Here is a 17,208-nt window from a genome sequence, read left to right as displayed (position 1 = left end):
CGGGAGTCGGCGGTGATCGGTGTGCCGCACGAGGATCTGGGTCAGGAGGTCGCCGCGATCGTGGTGGTCGACGATCCGGAGTCGTTGTCGGAGGATGAGCTTCGCGATCACGTGGCCAAGCAGCTGGCCTATTTCAAGGTGCCCGCGCGCTGGCTGGTCACCGCGCAACCCCTGCCGCGCAATGCCACCGGCAAAGTCCTGCGCCGCGACCTAACCCTGGGATTCCACTGAGCCGGCTGACACCGAGACCCGCCCGTCGCGCGTTCAGCGCACATGCCGATCATGAACAACCGCGTGAGCGGGTCGCGACCATCCCGGCCGTTACGGCCGGCAACGGGGATGTCGCCATGCCGCTGCGGGAGGCGTTCGAGTACTACGGCACCCCGCGCGGTGCGGTCCCCCCAACTATACGAATGGTTTCGCGGTCGAATCCTTCGTGTACACGGCCGGTTTCGACGCCCAGGAGGCCGCCGCGCGACTGACGGTTCCCTTCCTGCTCGTGCACTCCGAGAACGCGTTGGTGCCGCCCTGGGCCCGCACGTTCTATGCTGCGGTGGCATCCCCGAAATCGGAGCTGTGGCTGAACTCGGTCGGCCAGATCGACTTCTACGACGATCCCGCCTGATCGAGCCCGCCGCCGACGCGGCCGCCGCGCTGTTCCGCGACGTCTGCCGAGTCCCATGAGGTGAGCCGGATGTGGTCGAGACGGGTGGGGTGGGCGCTGGCCGGGGCCATGGTGGCGGCGGCCTGCTCCGCTGCCCAGGGTCCGGCCACGACCGGCGGGCGACTGCCGCTGCGCAAGGTCGCGGAGGTCGCCTTGACCGGGGGTTCCGGCCGATTCGATTATGCGAGCCTGGATTCCGGCCGCGGGCTGATGTTCCTGGCGCATATGGGGGCCGGTGAGATCGTCGAGGTCGATGTCCGGGCACACACCGTGGTTCGGACTATCCCCGACGCGCCCGATGTGCACGGCGTGCTGGTCGTCCCAGGGAAGCATCGCGTGTACGCCACCGTGACGGGCCGCGATCAGGTCGTGGCACTGGACGAGGACAGCGGGGCGGTGCTGTTCACCGCCCCGACCGGCGCCTATCCCGACGGACTGGCCTACGACCCGGTGCGGAACGCGGTGTGGACCACCAACGAGCGGGCGGGCACCGAGAGCGTCGTCGACGCGGACGGCGGAACCGTCCGCGGCACCGTCGCACTGGGCGGGGAGGTGGGCAATGTCGTCTACGACGCCACGGTCGATCGGATGGTGGTCGCGGTGCAAGGCCGCGGCGAGCTCGCCGTCATCGCACCGGATTCGCTGACCGTCATCGATCGCATCCCCACATCCGGATGTTCGGGGCCGCATGGTCAGGCACTCGATGCAAGCGCGCAGATCATGTACGTCGGATGCGAGAACAACGCGACCCTCATCACGGTGGATCTCGCGAAACATGCAGTGATCGACCACAACAGCGTGGGGGAGACGCCCGATGTCCTCGCCTACGACCCGGGTCCGCAACGGGTGTACGTGGCCAGTGAGAGCGGGTGGGTGAGCGTCTTCGATCGGCGGGACGGACATCCGAAACCGGCCGGGGCCGCGCACCTCGCGGACGGCGCGCACATCGTGGTCGTCGATCCCGCCGATCATCACAGCTACTTCCCGATCGCCACCGGGACGTCGGGCAGGGCACCCGCGCTCTGGGAGTTCGAGCCGTCGGCATAGCCCGGCATGAGCTCCCGCAGGGTCGATTCCCACTGCGAATGCTGCTGCGGGAAGCACCGGTTCAACAGGTCGGCCATGATGGCCGGCGCGGTCGAGGCACCGGGCGACGCGCCCAGCAGCCCGGCGATGGTGCCGTCCGCGCCGGTGACCAGCTCGGTGCCCATGGTCAGCACGCCGAGACGGTCGGGGTCGGGTTTGACCAGCTGGGCGCGCTGACCGGCCTGCACCAGGTACCAGTCGGCGGGGTCGGCGTCGGGGTAGAACCGTTGCAGCTGTGCGAATTTGCGGCGGCGTGTCGAGAGCAGTTCGCGAATCAGATAGCGCACCAGCGGCAAGTTCTGGAGGCCCGCGGCCACCAGCGCCACGATATTCGAGACCCGCAGAGTGGTGAACAGATCGGTGAGCCTGCCGTGCTTGAGCAGCCGCGTACTGAACGTGGCGTAAGGACCGAACAGCAGCGACGATTCGCCGTCGACGATGCGTTTGTCCAAGTGCGGCACGGACATCGGGGGAGCACCGACCAGCGCCTGGCTGTAGACCTTCGCCTCGTGGCGGGCCACGACGTCGGGGTTGTCGGTGCGCAGGAACTGCGCACCGACCGGGAACACCCCGTAACCGCAGACCTCGGGAATCCGGGCCTTCTGGAGCAGCTTCAGGGCATAGCCGCCTGCCCCGACGAACACGAAGCGCGCGCGGATGGTGAAGCGCTGCTTGCTGTTCCGATCGCGTCCGGTCACGGTCCAGATGCCGTCGTCGCCGCGCCGCAGCCTGGTGACCTCGTGTCCGGTGCGCAGCTGACCGCCCGCACCGGTCATGGCCTTTACCAGGGATGCGGTGAGCGCTCCGAAATCGACATCGGTGCCGCCCTCGTACCGGGTGGCCGCCACCGGCTCACCAGGTTCACGTCCATCCATGAGCAGGGGAGCCCACCGCGCGATCACGGCCGGATCCTCGCTGTACTCCATCGCCGAGAACGCGGGCAGTGTCCGGAGCGTCTCGAAACGCCGGCGCAGATATGTCACGTCCCGCTCGCCGAACACCACATCCATATGCGGCGTCGCGGTGACGAAGGCCGTATCCGGCAGCATGCCCCGATTCGCGAGGCCCGCCCAGAGCTGCCGCGACAGCGCGAACATGGACGCGATTTCGGCCGATTTGCTCGGATCGCCCGCATCCGGCATGTAGTTGAGTTCGCAGAAGCCCGAGTGTCCCGTGCCCGCGTTGTTCCACGGATCCGAGCTCTCCGCCGCGACGCGGTCGAGCCGTTCCAGCAGGACCATCGACCAATCCGGTTGCAGCGTCGCGATCATCGCGCCGAGCGTGGCGGACATGATGCCGCCCCCGATCAGTGCGACATCGAGAATCGCTGTGTCCGTGTGGGATTCGGTGCTGTCGGCGTGCGTGTCCATCTGACTGACCTCCTCGGCTGCTGGTACCGACAATCGTCACGCCGCGCCCATTCATCCGTCCAATGTTCATTTCGAGGGATTATGATCCGAATATGGATGGATTGCCGTCTGCCCAGGTCGAGGCCCTGATTCCGCTGCTCGCGGCGTTCGACGCGGCCGCGGCCGAGGGGCACATCACACGTGCGGCGCAGCGGCTCGGCGTGCCGCAGTCGTCGCTGAGCCGCCGGTTGAAAGCGGTCGAGCAGGCCGTCGGGGTGAAGTTGTTCCAACCGGTCGGTCGCCGAGTCGCGCTCACCGCCGCGGGCCAGGAGCTGTTCGACCGCACGCGCGGAATGGTCCAGGCCCTCGGCGACGCGGTCGACGTGGTCCGCAGCGACGCCGATCCGGAGAGCGGCCTGGTCCGCTTCGGCTTCCCCTTCACCCTGGGCCCGGTCAGCATCCCGTCACTGCTGGCCGACTTCCACGCGGGCGCACCCCGCATCCGCCTGAGTCTGGTGCAGGCGCACGGCACCGCCCTGGTCGAGATGGTCCGCGAGGGTCGCCTCGATCTGGCCGTCACCATCCCCGCGCCCGATGACCTGCCCGCGATCATCCTCGGGTTCCAGCGCCTGCACCTCTATGTCGCGAACGCTCACCCGCTCGAGACCCGCGGACTGGTCGATCTCGCCGAACTCGCCGACGAGCCGTTCATCGCCAACCCGCCGACCTACCACCTGCGCCGGCTCGTCGACTCCTGGTGCGCCGACGCCGGATTCACCCCGAATGTCGGCTTCGAGATCACCGAGTTCGAAACCCTGCGCGCCTTGGTCGCCCAGAACCTCGGCATCGCGGTGCTCCCGGCCCCGGAGACCCCGCACCCCGGCCTCACGCGTGTCCCCCTGACCGGGGAGCGGGAGCGCAGCATCGGCCTGGTCTCGGGCAATCACCGCCCGACGCCCGCGGTGGCGCGCCTGCGCGATCATGTTGCGGCGCATGCCATGTCGTACCTCGAGCACGCGCGCGAGACCGTGGTCAGGACAGGTTGGGAAGCGGATTTCCCGGGTTGACGTCGAGCACCTTGCCGGGGTTGAGCAGTCCCAGCGGGTCGAGCGCCCGCTTCACCGCCGCCATCAGGTCCACCGCGGCCCCGTGCTCTTCCCGCAGATACTTCTTCTTGGCCAGCCCGATCCCGTGCTCACCGGTGGCGGTGCCGCCGACCTCGAGCGCATGCCGCACCACCAGATCCGAGAACTGCTGCGCCGCCTCGTATTCGGCCTCGGTATAGGGAACGATGGTGTGGACGTTCCCGTCCCCGATATGCCCCGCGACCGTGATGTTCAGCCCGAGTTCCGCCCCCAGCCGGGTGGCGGTCTCCACGGCCCCCGCGATCCGCGAATAGGGCACGGCGGTATCGGTGATCATGAACCGGCAGCCGGGATTGCCCGCCTTGACCGCGAAGTAGAGATTGTGCCGATCCTCCCAGAGCGCATGCCGATCCCCGTGCGTGCGTGCGATCGCCACCTCGATCGCGTCGTGTGCGGCGGCGATCCGCCCGATCTCCTGCTCATTGGCGGCCACCGCCGCGGACGACCCGGATTCGATGTCGATGAACAGGGCGGGCGTCTGGGCGTACGCGGTACCGCGGAACACGTTGATGGCCGCCATGCTCGGCGCATCCACCAGTTCCAGCCGGCTCACCGGCAATGCCGCGCCCAGCATCTCGACCGCGGTGTCCACGGCATCGGCCACCGTCGGGAACGAAATGCGCAGCGAGTGAATCCATTCCGGAATCGGATGCAGCTTCACGGTCAGTTCGGTGATGATCCCGAGCGTGCCCGCCGACCCGATGAGCAGGTCCTTCAGGTCATATCCGCTCGAGGATTTGCGCACCGCGCGCCCGATCCGGGTGACCGTGCCGTCGGCGAACACCGCCTGCAACGCGAGCACATTGGCCCGCATGCCGCCGTACCGGACGGTGGTGGTGCCGCTGGCATTGGTGGCCGCCATCCCGCCCAGTGACGCGTCGGCACCGGGATCCACCGTGAACTGCAACCCGAATTCGGCGGCCGCCGCATTGAGCCGGGTCCGGCTGACGCCGGGCTGCACGGTGGCGGTGAAATCGCCGGGGGAGATGTCGAGGATCTTGTCGGCCTGCGTGAAATCCACGATCAGCTCGTCACCCCGGGCCAGGAGATGCCCTTCCAGGCTCGTCCCCGCCCCGCGCGCGATCAATGGCGTGCGGTGCTCGCGGGCCCAGTCGACCACGGTCACCACGTCCTCGGCGGTGACCGGATAGACGACGCCGCGGGGACGCTGCCCCGCCCGGCCGGTCTCGTCGACCGTGAATTGGTCGAGGACCACCGGACGAGTGTCGATCTCGAGCATGTGGTCCTCCGCAGCGGCGAGTGGCTACTCCTGGTACGTCTCGAGAATACGGCGGATCGACGGGGTGACCGGCAGTTCGCCACTGAGCGGGACCCACCGGTATTCGGCGTAGTTCGTGACCCGCACCGGCCCAGCACTCGCCACCGAGGCCGCGAAATGCTCTCTGCGGACCCGCTTTCCGGCACTCGAGAGGTAGTCGAAGCTGCCGAGGTGGCGCACGATGTCGACCACTGCGAGCCCGGTCTCCTCCTGCACCGCCCGCACCACCGCGCCGGCCAGCGACTCGCCCGGGCGGACCACCGTCCCGGGCAGGTGTAGCGGACTGCGTCCCTCGACGTGCTCCTCGTGCTCGAGCATCAGTACCGCGTCATTGTGTTCGACAACCACTCCCACCCGTAGCGCGACCCCGTCGGCGGCCGCCCGCTCCCGGAGTTCTTCCAGCACCGTCTCGCCGATGGATTGCCTGGGCGAAACCTCGAAATCCCACACGTCACACCACATCCCGTATCACCGGACACCGTCGACCGATACCGACAACGCTACCGGCGCAGAAGCGGTCGGCGGCAGAGACATTCGCAAGATTAGACGCATCTTCGCCCCGCGCATCGGTGCTCCGGAAACTTTCTGGTACCGATCGAATCCTTCCGCCGGTCCGATGGAAAGCTGGGGGTGTGCCCGCCTACGAGAGGAGTCACCGATGAAGGTATTCCAGATCGGAGCGGCCGGCGGCATCGGACGCCGTCTGTCGACGCTGCTGACCGCGCGCGGTGACACGGTCACCGGCATGCACCGCAACCCGGACCAGGCGGCGGTGATCGCCGCGACCGGCGCGACCCCGGTGGCCGGCGACCTGGTCACTGATTCGGTGGACGAACTCGCCGCCAAATTCCACGGCCACGACGCCATCGTCTTCTCCGCGGGCGCGCACGGCACCGGGATGGACCAGACCTCGCTGATCGATGGCAGGGGACTGGAAAAGTCGGCCGATGCTGCCCGATTTGCCGGTGTTGCCCGTTTCATTCTGGTGTCCGTGTTCCCCGACGCGGGTCGCGATCTCAATACAACACCCGCCTTCGAGCACTACATGCGCGTGAAGAAGATGGCCGACGCCTACCTCGTCGCGACCGACCTCGACTGGCTCATCGTGCGTCCCGGCACACTGCGCAACGAACCCGGAAAAGGCCTGGTCACAGCCGGACTGGCAATCGAATACGGCAACGTCCACCGCGACGACGTCGCCGCCTTCATCGACGTCGCCCTGCACCGCCCGGCCCTCAACCGCGTCATCATCGAACTGACCGACGGTCACACCCCCGTCGCCGACGCCGTCGAACTGGTCCTCGACCACGCCACCACGGCCAGGAAATAGCCGAAAGCCACATTTCACGACCGAAATTCGCGCCGCGATCGGATCCGGGTGCGGCAATTGCGCGAGATACCTGGAATAGTTGGGGCGGAACGCACAGGACCAAGGCGAAAGCGGGGATGTTGGTGACTTCGACTGACGGTGTGAGCGGGGTAAGCACGGTGAAGGATGCACCACCCTCGCCTCCGAACACCCTCGAGCGCGATGTCCAGACCCTGGAAAAGGCGATCTACGAAGTCAAGCGGGTGATCGTCGGTCAGGATCGGCTGGTCGAGCGGCTGTTGGTCGGTGTCCTCGCCAAGGGGCACGTGCTGCTGGAGGGCGTGCCGGGTATCGCCAAGACCCTGGCCGTGGAGACCTTCGCGAAGGTGGTGGGCGGCAGCTTCTCGCGCGTGCAGTTCACCCCGGACCTGGTGCCCACCGACCTCGTGGGTACCCGCATCTACCGGCAGGGCCGCGAGGAGTTCGACACCGAGCTGGGCCCGGTGGTCGCCAACTTCGTGCTCGCCGACGAGATCAACCGCGCGCCCGCCAAGGTGCAGTCCGCACTGCTCGAGGTGATGGCCGAGCGGCACGTGTCCATCGGCGGCAAGACCTACCCGATGCCGAATCCGTTCCTGGTCATGGCGACCCAGAACCCGATCGAGTCGGAGGGCGTGTACCCGCTGCCCGAGGCGCAGCGCGACCGCTTCCTGTTCAAGGTCGTCGTGGACTACCCCTCCGTCGAGGAGGAGCGCGAGATCATCTACCGGATGGGTGTCACCCCGCCAGAGGCCAAGCGGGTGCTCGATCCGGAGGAACTGGTCCGGCTGCAGAGCGTGGCCGCCAGCACGTTCGTCCACCACGCGCTGGTCGACTACGTGGTCCGCGTGATCGCCGCGACCCGCAAGCCCGCCGACTTCGGCATGCAGGACGTGGCCGGCTGGATCTCCTACGGCGCCTCGCCGCGCGCCTCGCTCGGCATCATCGCCGCGGCCCGCGCGGTCGCGCTGATCCGCGGCCGCGACTACGTGGTCCCGCAGGATGTCGTCGAGGTGATCCCGGATGTGCTGCGCCACCGCCTGGTGCTGTCCTACGACGCGCTCGCCGACGAGGTCAGCCCCGACGACGTGATCAAGCGCGTGCTGCAGACCGTCGGCTTGCCGCAGGTCGCCGCCCAGGCCAATGCCCCGGCCGGCGCCCCCGCGCCCGCCGCGCCGATGCCCGCCCCGGCGCAGCCGCCGGTGCTGGGCCCGCACGGCGGCGTCCCGCAGCAGCCCGGCGTGCCCGCCCAGGGCATTCCGCAGCCGCCGCAGCAGGGTATTCCGCAGCTCCCCAACGGTCAGGTGTCCGGAGTTCCCGGTCAGCCGCAGCCGAAGTGAGGCCGGCCTCGGAATCGATTGCGCCCGTGACGATCTCACCCCCCAGCGGCTCCACGCACGCCCCGCCCTCGTTCCGGCAGGGGCAGCTGACCGACCCGCGGTTGTCGGCGGCGTTGAAGACGCTCGAACTGACCGTGCGCCGGCGCCTGGACGGCGTGCTGCACGGTGACCACCTGGGCCTGATCCCCGGCCCCGGCTCCGAACCCGGTGACGCCCGCATGTATCAGCCGGGCGACGATGTGCGGCAGATGGATTGGTCGGTCACCGCCCGCACCACCCATCCGCACGTGCGGCAGATGATCGCCGACCGCGAACTCGAGACCTGGCTGGTCATCGACCTGTCGGCCAGTGTCGATTTCGGTACCGCGCTGTGCGAGAAGCGGGATCTGGTGGTCGCCGCGGCGGCCGCGGTCACGCATCTGACCAGTGGCGGCGGCAACCGGATCGGTGCGGTGGTGGCCAATGGCCAGCAGCTGATCCGCATTCCGGCCCGCAGCGGCCGCGTGCACGAGCAGGCGATGCTGCGCAAGATCGCGACCACCCCGCACGCTCCCGACGGGGTGCGCGGTGATCTGCGCGGGGCCATCGAGGCCCTGCGCCGCCCGCAGCGCAAACGCGGTCTGGCCGTGGTCGTCTCCGATTTCGTCGGGGACATCGACTGGCAGCGTTCGCTGCGCGCCATCTCCGGCCGCCACGACCTGCTCGGCGTCGAGGTGCTCGACCCGCGCGATCTGGAGTTGCCGGACGTCGGCGATGTGGTCCTGCACGACCCGGAGTCGGGCCGGACCCGGGAATTCAGTGTGACCCCCACGCTCCGTACCGATTTCGCGCGCGCCGCGCAGCGTCATCGCGACCAGGTCGAGCAGGCGCTGCGCAGCTGCGGTGCGCCGGTGATGACCCTGCGCACCGATCGCGACTGGATCGCGGACGTGGTCAGATTCGTGTCGACCCGGCGCCACACCTTCGGCGCCCCGACTGCCGGGCGGGTGCCGCGACAGTGAGCATTGGCAATGTCACTTTGAGCCTTTCGCATTTCACGGCGCAGTACTGGCTGGGCTTCCTGGCCGTGCTGGCCGCGATCGCGCTGATCTACATCCTGATCCAGCAGCGGCGGCGAAAGCACATGCTGCGCTTCGCCAATATGGATCTGCTGGAGAAGGTCGCACCCTCGCAGCCCAAGCCGTGGCGGCACATCCCGGTGGCGCTCACCCTGGTGGGCTTGATCTTCCTGACCTTCGCCGCCGCCGGTCCGACCGCGGCCAAGAAGGTGCCGCGCAACCGGGCCACGGTCATCCTGGTGATCGACGTGTCGCTGTCCATGGAGGCGACCGACGTGCCGCCCAGCCGAATTCAGGTGGCCAAGAAGGCCGCCAAGGAGTTCGCGGACAATCTGACGCCCGGTATCAACCTGGGCCTGGTTACCTTCGCCGGCACCGCGTCGGTGCAGGTGTCGCCGACGACCAACCGGGAAGCGGTCAAGGCGGCCATCGACAATATGAAGCTGGCCGAGCGCACCGCCACCGGCGAGGGCATTCTCACCGCCCTGCAGTCGATCGACACACTGGCGTCGGTGCTGGGCGGCGCGGAGAAGCCGCCGCCGGCCCAGATCGTGATGATGTCCGACGGTAAGCAGACCGTTCCGGACGACAAGGACGTCGAGAACCCTCGCCACGGCTTCACCGCCGCACGGCTGGCGAAGGAGAAAGGCGTTCCGGTGTCGACGATTTCGTTCGGCACCACCTGGGGCACCGTCGAGATTCCGGATCAGGACGGCAAGGGTTCGCAGCGGGTGCGGGTGCCGGTGGACGACGATTCGCTGCGCGAGATCGCGAAGTTGTCCGGCGGCGAGTTCTTCACCGCCTCCACGCTGGAGGAACTGAAGAACGTCTATGGCCATTTGGAAGAGCAGATCGGCTACGAGACCACCATGGGCGACGCCAGCCGCCCGTGGCTGTTGCTCGGCCTGCTGGTGACCGCCGGTGGCGTGCTCACCGCTCTGCTCTATCGTCAGCGTCTGCCGTAAATCGGTACCGCGCGCCGAGTCCCGAACACGAACAGATAGGTTTGCCCTTATGTCGAACATCACATCCCGGTCGGTACTGGTGACCGGCGGTAACCGCGGCATCGGTCTCGCGGTCGCCCAGCGCCTGCTCGCCGACGGACACAAGGTCGCCGTGACTCATCGTGGGTCCGGCGTCCCCGAGGGGCTTTTCGGCGTGAAATGCGATGTGACCGATGCCGAATCGGTCGATCGCGCGTTCTCCGAGGTGGAGGCGCACCAGGGTCCGGTCGAGGTCGTCGTCGCCAATGCGGGCATCGTGGACAACGTCCTGTTCATGCGCATGAGCGAGGAGTCGTTCTCGAAGGTCATCGATGCCAACCTGACCGGTGCGTGGCGAGTCGCCCAGCGCGCCAACCGCAATATGCTCAAGAACCGCTTCGGCCGCGTCATCTTCCTCGGCTCGGTGGTCGGCCAGATCGGCGCGCCGGCGCAGGTCAGCTACGCGGCGGCCAAGTCAGGTCTGGTCGGTATGGCGCGCGCCATCACCCGTGAGGTCGGCAAGCGCAACATCACCGCGAATGTGGTCGCGCCCGGCCTGATCGACACCGACATGACCCGTGACGAGATGACCCCGGAGATGCGCAAGACCGCACTCGATTTCATCCCCGCGGGCCGGATCGGTCAGGCCGAGGACGTCGCCGGTGTGATCAGCTTCCTCGCCTCGGACGACGCCTCCTACATCTCCGGCGCGATCATCCCCGTCGACGGCGGTATGGGCATGGGCCACTGAGCTTTTCACTGTGCACGGCACAGTGCGCTCAGGCCCGACCAGAACCCTCAACCCCAGCACTTTTCAAACGAGGAGAACCGACCACCCCATGGCTGGATTGCTCGACGGCAAAACCGTCCTCATCACCGGCATCATCACCGATTCGTCCATCGCCTTCCACGCGGCCGCGGTCGCGCAGGAGCAGGGCGCGAAGGTGATCATCACCGGTATCCCGGAGCGCCTGCGGCTCATCGACCGCATCGCCAAGCGCCTGCCGCAGGAGGTCCCCCCGGCCATCGGCCTGGACGTGACCAATGAGGAGAACCTGGCCGAGCTCGCCGACAAGGTCCGCGAGCTGGCGCCCGAGGGCATCGACGGTGTGCTGCACTCGATCGCGTTCGCGCCGCGCACCCTGATGGGCCCGGAGGCCCTGCCGTTCCTGGACGGCCCCGGCGCCGACGCCGCCAAGGCGTTCGAGATCTCGGCGTGGTCCTACGCCTCGCTGGCCCGCGCCGTGCTGCCGGTCATGAACGAGGGCGGCTCCATCGTGGGCATGGACTTCGATCCGCGCACCGCGATGCCGTACTACAACTGGATGGGTGTGGCCAAGGCCGCGCTCGAGTCGGTGAACCGGTACGTGGCGCGAGAGGTGGGCGAGGCCAAGAAGGTTCGCTCCAACCTGATCGCCGCCGGTCCGATCAAGACCCTCGCCGCCAAGGCCATCGCGGGCACCGCCACCGATGACGCCAAGCAGCTGAACATGCTCAACACCTACTGGGACGGCGCGTCCCCGATCGGCTGGGATGTCGACGACCCGACGGTCGTCGCCAAGTCCGTGGTGACCCTGCTGTCGGATTGGCTGCCGGGCACCACCGGTTCGATCATCTACGTCGACGGCGGCGCCAGCCACAACACCTGGTTCCCGGCGGACGGTTTCGGCGCCAACTGAACCGGTAGAGACTCGAGGGTAAGGAGGAGAGCAGTGGCTGCGGAGCCCACGGCTCGTGAAGTGGACGCCCTGCTACTGCTGTCCTTCGGCGGTCCCGAGCGCCCCGAGGACGTGATGCCGTTCCTGGAGAACGTCACTCGGGGCCGGGGCGTGCCGCCGGAGCGTCTCGCCGAAGTCGCGCAGCACTACCTGCACTTCGGCGGGGTATCGCCGATCAATGCCCTGAACCTGGACATCATCAAGGCCATCGAGGCCGAATTCGCCACGCGCGGTATCGATCTGCCGGTGTACTTCGGCAACCGCAACTGGCATCCGATGGTCGAGGAGACCGTTGAGCGTATGCGCGCGGACGGTGTCCGGTCCGCGCTGGTGTTCCCGACCTCGGCGTGGGGCGGGTACTCCGGCTGCCTGCAGTACCACGAGGACATCGTGCGCGCCCGGGCCGCGGTCACCGACGCGCCCGAATTGGTGAAGCTGCGCCAGTATTTCGACCATCCGCTGTTCATCGGAGCCTTCGCGGACTCGATCCGCGCGGCCGTCGCAGAACTGCCGGCCGACAAACGTAAGTCCGCCCGCCTGGTCTTCACCGCCCACTCGGTGCCGGTCTCCGCCGATGTCGCCTCCGGCCCGCCCGCCGAGCAGCACCTCTACAGCCGTCAGGTCGCCGAGGCGGCCCGATTGTGCGCTGCCGCAACCGGATTCGACGACTACGACCTGGTGTGGCAGTCGCGTTCCGGCCCGCCGCAGATCCCGTGGCTGGACCCCGACATCGTCGACCATCTCGACGCCCTCGCCGAGCGTGGCGTGGACGCAGTCGTGGTGTGCCCGGTCGGTTTCGTCTCCGATCACCTCGAGGTCATCTGGGACCTGGACAACGAGGCGAAGGAGCGGGCCGCCGAACTGGGCATGGCCTTCGCCCGCGCCGCCACACCCGGCCCGGACCCGCGCTATGCGCAGCTGGTCGCCGACCTGGTGGACGAGTACCGCACCGCCGCCGCCCCGGCCCGCCTGAGCGAGATCACCGCCCTGGGCTGCACCGTCAACGGCGCGCCCTGCGTCGTCGGCTGCTGTGCCCTCCCGCCGCGCCGCCCCGCGGTGGCACCGGCGGCCGCCGAATTGTAGTCTCGCCCAGGTGACTACACCCGGACGCGGAACCCCGCAACGCCGCCAGCCCGCCTCGAGCGGTGCCGCCGCCCGCAAGCAGCGCACCTTCGGCCCGCCGGACATGTTCGTCTGGGCGCCGGTCCTGACGCTGTTCCTCGCCGCCGGCATCGTCGGCACCATCGGCCAGTCCATCGGCTTCGCCGCCGCCTTCGTCGGTGTAGCGGTGATCATGCTGGTCGCCGACATGTGGTTCAACCGCTGACACAACAGGTTCGGCACTACTTCAGGACGTTGACCGCGCGGGCGATGACCAGGCTCACGGTGATCAGTGAGATCGCCGATTGGATCATCATCAGGGTTTTCGCCCAGCGGGACATGGGCATCACGTCGGTCGGGCTGAACGCGGTGGCGTTGGTGAAGGACAGGTAGAGGTAATCCGGAAATTGCGGTTCCCACTCGGGATCCGTGAGAGCCGGATTCTGCATCTGCACCCACAGGAAGTCGGGATAGGGCTTACGGGCGTGGGCTCGGGCGGCGGGCCCGCCGCGGTCGAAATCCCAGTACCAGAGCGCGAATACGAGCACATTGGTCAGCCAGACCGCGCCGCCGGAGGTCAGCAGGCCGGCCGCGTTGTCGCTGACCGAGCCATTGATCAGCGCCCGCACCAGGTGCGCCACCGACCACACCATGGCGAATCCGAGCAGCGCCATCAACAGCAGGCTGAAGCGGCGCAGGCGGATCTCGTCCCGGTCCAGCCGGACGGGGTTGCCGATCATCAGGACGATCAGCAACAGCAGCCCGATGCCCGGGACCACCCAGCGCGGTCCGGCCGTGAATTGCGCGGGCAGAAGGAACTGCACGACCAGGATCCCGACGATCGCCGCGGTCGCCGCCCACCGCGATTCCCCTGCTGTTCGCCGCGCCCACGCGGGTACCTGATCGTCGTCGGTCTCGTTCCCGGGCGCGCTCACGCTGGTGAGTATGCCCGGCGGCCAATGGTGACAGAAGTATGACGCGGGGTTGAGGGTGGACTTTCCACCGGGCAGGGTGGGTTGTAGCTGAGGCCGATCAAGGAGGTCATGTGGCACGGGAGTACAACCGGAATCCGGCGGCTGTGGCCGCGCTGTCGCCTGAGCAGTATCACGTCACGCAGGAGAACGGGACCGAGCGGGCGTTCACGGGCGAGTACTGGGACAACCACGAGCCTGGTATCTATGTGGATGTGGTGTCCGGTGAGCCGTTGTTCGCGTCGACGGACAAGTTCGAGAGCGGATCGGGGTGGCCGAGTTTCACCAAGCCGATCGACAACGCCAATGTGGTCGAGAAGCGGGATCTGAGTCACTTCATGATCCGGACCGAGGTGCGCTCGTCGCACGGCGACAGCCATCTGGGTCATGTGTTCACCGATGGGCCGCGCGATGCGGGCGGGCTGCGCTACTGCATCAACTCGGCGTCGCTGCGGTTCATCCACCTCGACCAGCTCGAGGCCGAGGGCTACGGCCAGTACAAGTCTCTGTTCACGAAGGAGGAAGCGTGACCGACACGCGGAAGGCCATTCTGGCCGGCGGATGCTTCTGGGGCATGCAGGATCTCATCCGGAAGCAGCCGGGTGTGATGTCGACCCGGGTGGGTTACACGGGTGGTCGCAACGACAACCCGAACTACCGCAATCACCCCGGGCACGCGGAGGCGGTGGAGATCGTCTACGACCCCGCGCAGACGGATTACCGTGCGCTGCTGGAGTTCTTCTTCCAGATCCACGATCCGAGCACGAAGGATCGGCAGGGCAATGACATCGGGACGAGCTACCGCTCTGCCATCTTCTACCTGGACGACGAGCAGAAGCGGGTCGCCGAGGACACCATCGCCGACGTCGACGCCTCCGGCCTGTGGCCGGGCAAGGTAGTCACCGAGGTGACCCCGGCGAGCACGTTCTGGGAGGCCGAGCCGGAGCACCAGGATTACCTGGAGCGGTACCCGAACGGCTACACCTGCCACTTCCCGCGGCCGGGCTGGAAGCTGCCGAAACGGCAGGCCACGGCGTAGATCCGAGTGGGCCTCATCGGGGCGTGTCCCCGAATGAGGCCCCTTTTTGTTCCACAAACTAGTTGCGCAGAAACTAGTTGCATGGATACTATTGCTGCAGCGGTCGCGAGGGTGATCGAAGGAACCGGGGAAGGCAATAGACATGAACGGCATCAAGAAGGCACTGATCATCGGTGGCGGCATCGCGGGCCCGGTGACCGCGCTGGCGCTGCAGAAGGCCGGCATCGAGGCGACGGTGTACGAGGCGTACCCGGCCGCGGCCGACACCGGCGCGATGCTCACCGTCGCGCCGAACGGCCTTGCAGCGCTGGGGATCATCGGCGCGGACAAGCTTGTCGAGGCCGCCGGGCACCCGCTGCACAGCATGGTGATGGAGACCGGCACGGGCCGCACGCTCATGCAGGTCGACGCGCTGCCCGGCCTGCCGCCGAGCTGCACCATCCTGCGCTCGGACCTGTTCCGGGTGCTGCACGACCACGCGGTCGCCAACGGCATCACCATCGAGCACGGTAAGCGGCTGGTCGACCTCGAGCAGACCGAGACGGGCGTGATCGCGCAGTTCGAGGACGGCACCACGGCCACCGGCGACATCCTGATCGGCGCGGACGGCATCCACTCCACCGTGCGCACCCTGATCGACCCGCAGGCCCCCGGTCCGGAGTACACCGGCCTGATGAGCTTCGGCTTCGGCGAATTCACCCCGGACGGAAAGCTTTCCGACGGCGGCGAGGGCGATATCGAGGCGATGCACTTCGCATTCGGCAAGCGTGCCTTCTACGGCTACTGGCGTCAGCCGAACGGCAAGTATGTCTTCTTCAGCAACTTCCCGCAGGAACAGCCCATAACCCTCGCCGAGGCGAAGGCCGTGCCCGCCGAAGACTGGCTGGCGAAGCTGCGCGCCGCCCACATCGGCGACACTCCCGGCGAGCAGCTGTTCGCCGAGGCCGGCGTCGAGGACATGATCGTCACCGGCCCGATGGAGCGGATGCCCCACGTGCCCAACTGGTTCCGCGGTCGTGTGGTCCTGGTCGGCGACGCCGTGCACGCCCCGTCCTCCAGCTCGGGCCAGGGCGCGTCGCTGGCCATCGAGTCGGCCGTCGAGCTGGCTCGCTGCCTGCGTGACATCCCGGACCCCGCAGCGGCTTTCGCGGCCTACGAGCGCCTGCGCCGCCCCCGCGTCGAGGACATCTCGGACAATGCCGCCAAGACCAACAACGGCAAGACCTCCGGCCCGGTCGCCAAGGCCCTGTTCGGTCTGATGATGCCTATCGCGACCCGCACCTTCCTCAAGCCGGAGAAGATGTTCGGCCCGGTGCACCGTTTCGTCATCGACTGGGACGCAACGGTTACCGCGTGAGTCGGGCACAGTTATCCCCGGGGGCGACCCGGGGATTTCGCCTGTTGCGGGCGCCGGTCAGCGACGCAGCGCCCGGTACCCGGTCCAGAGCAGCAGGCCCGCGCCCACCACGACGAGAACGCCACCGAGGTAACTCCATTCGGAGTGCCCGGTCATGGGCGACCCGTGCAGGGAACCGGTGCCCTGCACGATCCAGATCACTCCGATGATGCACAACACGACGCCGATCACGGCCGAAACGATTCGCCCCATGACAACTCCTCGGTGGTCTGATCTCAGCATAGGAGTTCAAGGAGCGGGCCGTGTGACGAGACCAGACTGTAGGCGGACCGAGCATCGATCTTCCGCTGGGCCATCCGGTGATGGTCCCGGACCTCGTGTCACGGTCACGAATCCGCCAGTAGAGCGCAGTGCGTGGTTGCCACGTCGGTCGAGGGTGCCCCATCCTGACGCTGTTATGGCCGTGCCGAGAAAGAGGTATGGCCAGTGGCGCCAGGACTGCGATCACACCGGCCAGATCAGCTGGCAGCAGGACCGCGGCCAGTGGGGGATGAGCGACTGCGACCACGGTCGTGGCCACTGGGAGTGGCGCGACAACGACTGGCGCTGGCATCACGACCGTGACGAAGCCCCGGCGCCGACCCCCTGGAACCCCTTCGGCAGCCTGTGACCGTTCCTGATGCCGTCCCGGGGGGCCAGGGGGGGGGGGGGGGGGGGGAAAAACGTGGTTTTTGTGGGGAGTAGTAGGTGGTAAGCGGAAGAGGGAGGAG

Annotated in this window: 20 protein-coding genes and 1 pseudogene; 16 read left to right on the top strand and 5 right to left on the bottom strand. The window is 67.8% G+C overall.

From position 1 onward, the window contains the following. From ACFXN1_RS47945 to ACFXN1_RS47935, 3 genes and pseudogenes are all read left to right on the top strand, one after another. Window positions 1-231 (top strand): annotated as a pseudogene (locus ACFXN1_RS47945) (long-chain fatty acid--CoA ligase); the annotation flags it as partial. A gap of 205 nt (window positions 232-436) precedes the next feature. Then, window positions 437-625 (top strand): hypothetical protein, encoded by a 189-nt coding sequence (locus tag ACFXN1_RS47940; RefSeq protein WP_379446717.1) that lies wholly within the window; start codon window positions 437-439, stop codon window positions 623-625. A 69-nt stretch (window positions 626-694) separates the two neighbouring features. After that, on the top strand, window positions 695-1,711 hold the full coding sequence (locus ACFXN1_RS47935; protein ID WP_379446718.1) for a YncE family protein: 1,017 nt from the start codon (window positions 695-697) through the stop codon (window positions 1,709-1,711). On the opposite strand, the gene mqo is transcribed toward ACFXN1_RS47935, so the two are convergent. Further along, the gene (mqo, locus tag ACFXN1_RS47930) at window positions 1,642-3,120 is read right to left on the bottom strand and encodes a malate dehydrogenase (quinone) (protein ID WP_379464023.1); all 1,479 of its coding nucleotides are present in this window, start codon (window positions 3,118-3,120) and stop codon (window positions 1,642-1,644) included. The two genes, ACFXN1_RS47935 and mqo, sit on opposite strands and share 70 nt — an antisense overlap. Window positions 3,121-3,212: 92 nt before the next feature. Here mqo and ACFXN1_RS47925 point away from each other — a divergent pair, with 92 nt between their 5' ends. Beyond that, the gene (locus ACFXN1_RS47925; protein ID WP_379446550.1) at window positions 3,213-4,166 is read left to right on the top strand and encodes a LysR family transcriptional regulator; all 954 of its coding nucleotides are present in this window, start codon (window positions 3,213-3,215) and stop codon (window positions 4,164-4,166) included. On the opposite strand, the gene ACFXN1_RS47920 is transcribed toward ACFXN1_RS47925, so the two are convergent. Both ACFXN1_RS47920 and ACFXN1_RS47915 read right to left on the bottom strand, forming a co-directional pair. Beyond that, a complete protein-coding gene (locus ACFXN1_RS47920; protein ID WP_379446552.1) occupies window positions 4,132-5,484 on the bottom strand; it encodes an FAD-binding oxidoreductase in 1,353 nt (450 codons plus the stop codon). The genes ACFXN1_RS47925 and ACFXN1_RS47920 overlap by 35 nt on opposite strands. A 24-nt stretch (window positions 5,485-5,508) precedes the next feature. Beyond that, window positions 5,509-5,973: an NUDIX hydrolase gene (locus ACFXN1_RS47915; protein ID WP_379446553.1), complete on the bottom strand. Its 465-nt coding sequence runs from the start codon at window positions 5,971-5,973 to the stop codon at window positions 5,509-5,511. On the opposite strand from ACFXN1_RS47915, the gene ACFXN1_RS47910 reads away from it, so the two are divergent. The 8 genes from ACFXN1_RS47910 (at window position 5,939) to ACFXN1_RS47875 (ending at window position 13,297) form a co-directional block, all read left to right on the top strand. After that, window positions 5,939-6,853 (top strand): SDR family oxidoreductase, encoded by a 915-nt coding sequence (locus tag ACFXN1_RS47910; protein WP_379446554.1) that lies wholly within the window; start codon window positions 5,939-5,941, stop codon window positions 6,851-6,853. The two genes, ACFXN1_RS47915 and ACFXN1_RS47910, sit on opposite strands and share 35 nt — an antisense overlap. A gap of 116 nt (window positions 6,854-6,969) precedes the next feature. Then, entirely contained in the window at window positions 6,970-8,211 is a 1,242-nt protein-coding gene (locus tag ACFXN1_RS47905) for an AAA family ATPase (RefSeq protein WP_379464021.1), read from the top strand. Window positions 8,212-8,237: 26 nt separating this feature from the next. Further along, complete coding sequence (locus ACFXN1_RS47900) at window positions 8,238-9,212, top strand: DUF58 domain-containing protein (protein ID WP_379446198.1); 975 nt, start codon at window positions 8,238-8,240, stop codon at window positions 9,210-9,212. Window positions 9,213-9,229: 17 nt separating this feature from the next. After that, window positions 9,230-10,234, top strand: a complete 1,005-nt coding sequence (locus tag ACFXN1_RS47895) for a VWA domain-containing protein (protein WP_040863982.1) — start codon at window positions 9,230-9,232, stop codon at window positions 10,232-10,234. Window positions 10,235-10,283: 49 nt separating this feature from the next. Then, entirely contained in the window at window positions 10,284-11,003 is a 720-nt protein-coding gene (gene fabG1 / locus ACFXN1_RS47890) for a 3-oxoacyl-ACP reductase FabG1 (protein WP_364611676.1), read from the top strand. Window positions 11,004-11,091: 88 nt separating this feature from the next. Further along, complete coding sequence (gene inhA / locus ACFXN1_RS47885; RefSeq protein WP_379388415.1) at window positions 11,092-11,931, top strand: NADH-dependent enoyl-ACP reductase InhA; 840 nt, start codon at window positions 11,092-11,094, stop codon at window positions 11,929-11,931. A 114-nt stretch (window positions 11,932-12,045) separates the two neighbouring features. After that, window positions 12,046-13,053 (top strand): ferrochelatase, encoded by a 1,008-nt coding sequence (locus ACFXN1_RS47880; protein ID WP_379446200.1) that lies wholly within the window; start codon window positions 12,046-12,048, stop codon window positions 13,051-13,053. Between the two features lie 10 nt (window positions 13,054-13,063). Next, window positions 13,064-13,297, top strand: a complete 234-nt coding sequence (locus ACFXN1_RS47875) for a hypothetical protein (RefSeq protein ID WP_354849335.1) — start codon at window positions 13,064-13,066, stop codon at window positions 13,295-13,297. 16 nt (window positions 13,298-13,313) lie between these two features. On the opposite strand, the gene ACFXN1_RS47870 is transcribed toward ACFXN1_RS47875, so the two are convergent. Next, on the bottom strand, window positions 13,314-14,006 hold the full coding sequence (locus ACFXN1_RS47870; RefSeq protein ID WP_379446197.1) for a hypothetical protein: 693 nt from the start codon (window positions 14,004-14,006) through the stop codon (window positions 13,314-13,316). 110 nt (window positions 14,007-14,116) lie between these two features. On the opposite strand from ACFXN1_RS47870, the gene msrB reads away from it, so the two are divergent. From msrB to ACFXN1_RS47855, 3 genes are all read left to right on the top strand, one after another. Then, window positions 14,117-14,572, top strand: coding sequence for a peptide-methionine (R)-S-oxide reductase MsrB (gene msrB / locus ACFXN1_RS47865; protein ID WP_379402670.1), 456 nt, complete (start codon window positions 14,117-14,119; stop codon window positions 14,570-14,572). Continuing rightward, window positions 14,569-15,081 (top strand): peptide-methionine (S)-S-oxide reductase MsrA, encoded by a 513-nt coding sequence (gene msrA, locus ACFXN1_RS47860; RefSeq protein WP_379446196.1) that lies wholly within the window; start codon window positions 14,569-14,571, stop codon window positions 15,079-15,081. Before msrB ends, msrA begins: the two co-directional genes overlap by 4 nt. A gap of 142 nt (window positions 15,082-15,223) precedes the next feature. After that, entirely contained in the window at window positions 15,224-16,438 is a 1,215-nt protein-coding gene (locus tag ACFXN1_RS47855; protein WP_379446195.1) for an FAD-dependent monooxygenase, read from the top strand. A 57-nt stretch (window positions 16,439-16,495) separates the two neighbouring features. Here the strand turns inward: ACFXN1_RS47855 and ACFXN1_RS47850 are convergent, their stop codons facing one another. Further along, window positions 16,496-16,690 carry a hypothetical protein gene (locus ACFXN1_RS47850; RefSeq protein ID WP_379402667.1) on the bottom strand — a complete coding sequence of 65 codons (195 nt, stop codon included), beginning with the start codon at window positions 16,688-16,690 and terminating at the stop codon, window positions 16,496-16,498. A 205-nt stretch (window positions 16,691-16,895) separates the two neighbouring features. Between ACFXN1_RS47850 and ACFXN1_RS47845 the strand changes: the two genes are divergently transcribed. Then, window positions 16,896-17,108 carry a hypothetical protein gene (locus ACFXN1_RS47845; protein ID WP_379464019.1) on the top strand — a complete coding sequence of 71 codons (213 nt, stop codon included), beginning with the start codon at window positions 16,896-16,898 and terminating at the stop codon, window positions 17,106-17,108. The last annotated feature ends 100 nt before the right edge of the window (window positions 17,109-17,208 follow it).

The sequence above is a fragment of the Nocardia sp. NPDC059154 genome (assembly GCF_042755705.1).
Lineage (GTDB): Bacteria > Actinomycetota > Actinomycetes > Mycobacteriales > Mycobacteriaceae > Nocardia.
Note: the sequence above shows the minus strand (reverse complement) of the source record. Positions and strands in the feature narration are given on the sequence as shown.

Bases quoted from the DNA above. Each gene is read 5' to 3' on its own strand.
- inhA (WP_379388415.1), top strand. From the start codon at position 11,092: ATGGCTGGATTGCTCGACGGCAAAACCGTCCTCATCACCGGCATCATC.
- ACFXN1_RS47845 (WP_379464019.1), top strand. From the start codon at position 16,896: ATGGCCGTGCCGAGAAAGAGGTATGGCCAGTGGCGCCAGGACTGCGAT.
- ACFXN1_RS47925 (WP_379446550.1), top strand. From the start codon at position 3,213: ATGGATGGATTGCCGTCTGCCCAGGTCGAGGCCCTGATTCCGCTGCTC.
- mqo (WP_379464023.1), bottom strand. From the start codon at position 3,120: ATGGACACGCACGCCGACAGCACCGAATCCCACACGGACACAGCGATT.
- ACFXN1_RS47905 (WP_379464021.1), top strand. From the start codon at position 6,970: ATGTTGGTGACTTCGACTGACGGTGTGAGCGGGGTAAGCACGGTGAAG.
- ACFXN1_RS47910 (WP_379446554.1), top strand. From the start codon at position 5,939: ATGGATTGCCTGGGCGAAACCTCGAAATCCCACACGTCACACCACATC.
- ACFXN1_RS47855 (WP_379446195.1), top strand. From the start codon at position 15,224: ATGAACGGCATCAAGAAGGCACTGATCATCGGTGGCGGCATCGCGGGC.
- fabG1 (WP_364611676.1), top strand. From the start codon at position 10,284: ATGTCGAACATCACATCCCGGTCGGTACTGGTGACCGGCGGTAACCGC.
- ACFXN1_RS47920 (WP_379446552.1), bottom strand. From the start codon at position 5,484: ATGCTCGAGATCGACACTCGTCCGGTGGTCCTCGACCAATTCACGGTC.
- ACFXN1_RS47880 (WP_379446200.1), top strand. From the start codon at position 12,046: ATGCCGTTCCTGGAGAACGTCACTCGGGGCCGGGGCGTGCCGCCGGAG.
- ACFXN1_RS47935 (WP_379446718.1), top strand. From the start codon at position 695: ATGTGGTCGAGACGGGTGGGGTGGGCGCTGGCCGGGGCCATGGTGGCG.
- ACFXN1_RS47850 (WP_379402667.1), bottom strand. From the start codon at position 16,690: ATGGGGCGAATCGTTTCGGCCGTGATCGGCGTCGTGTTGTGCATCATC.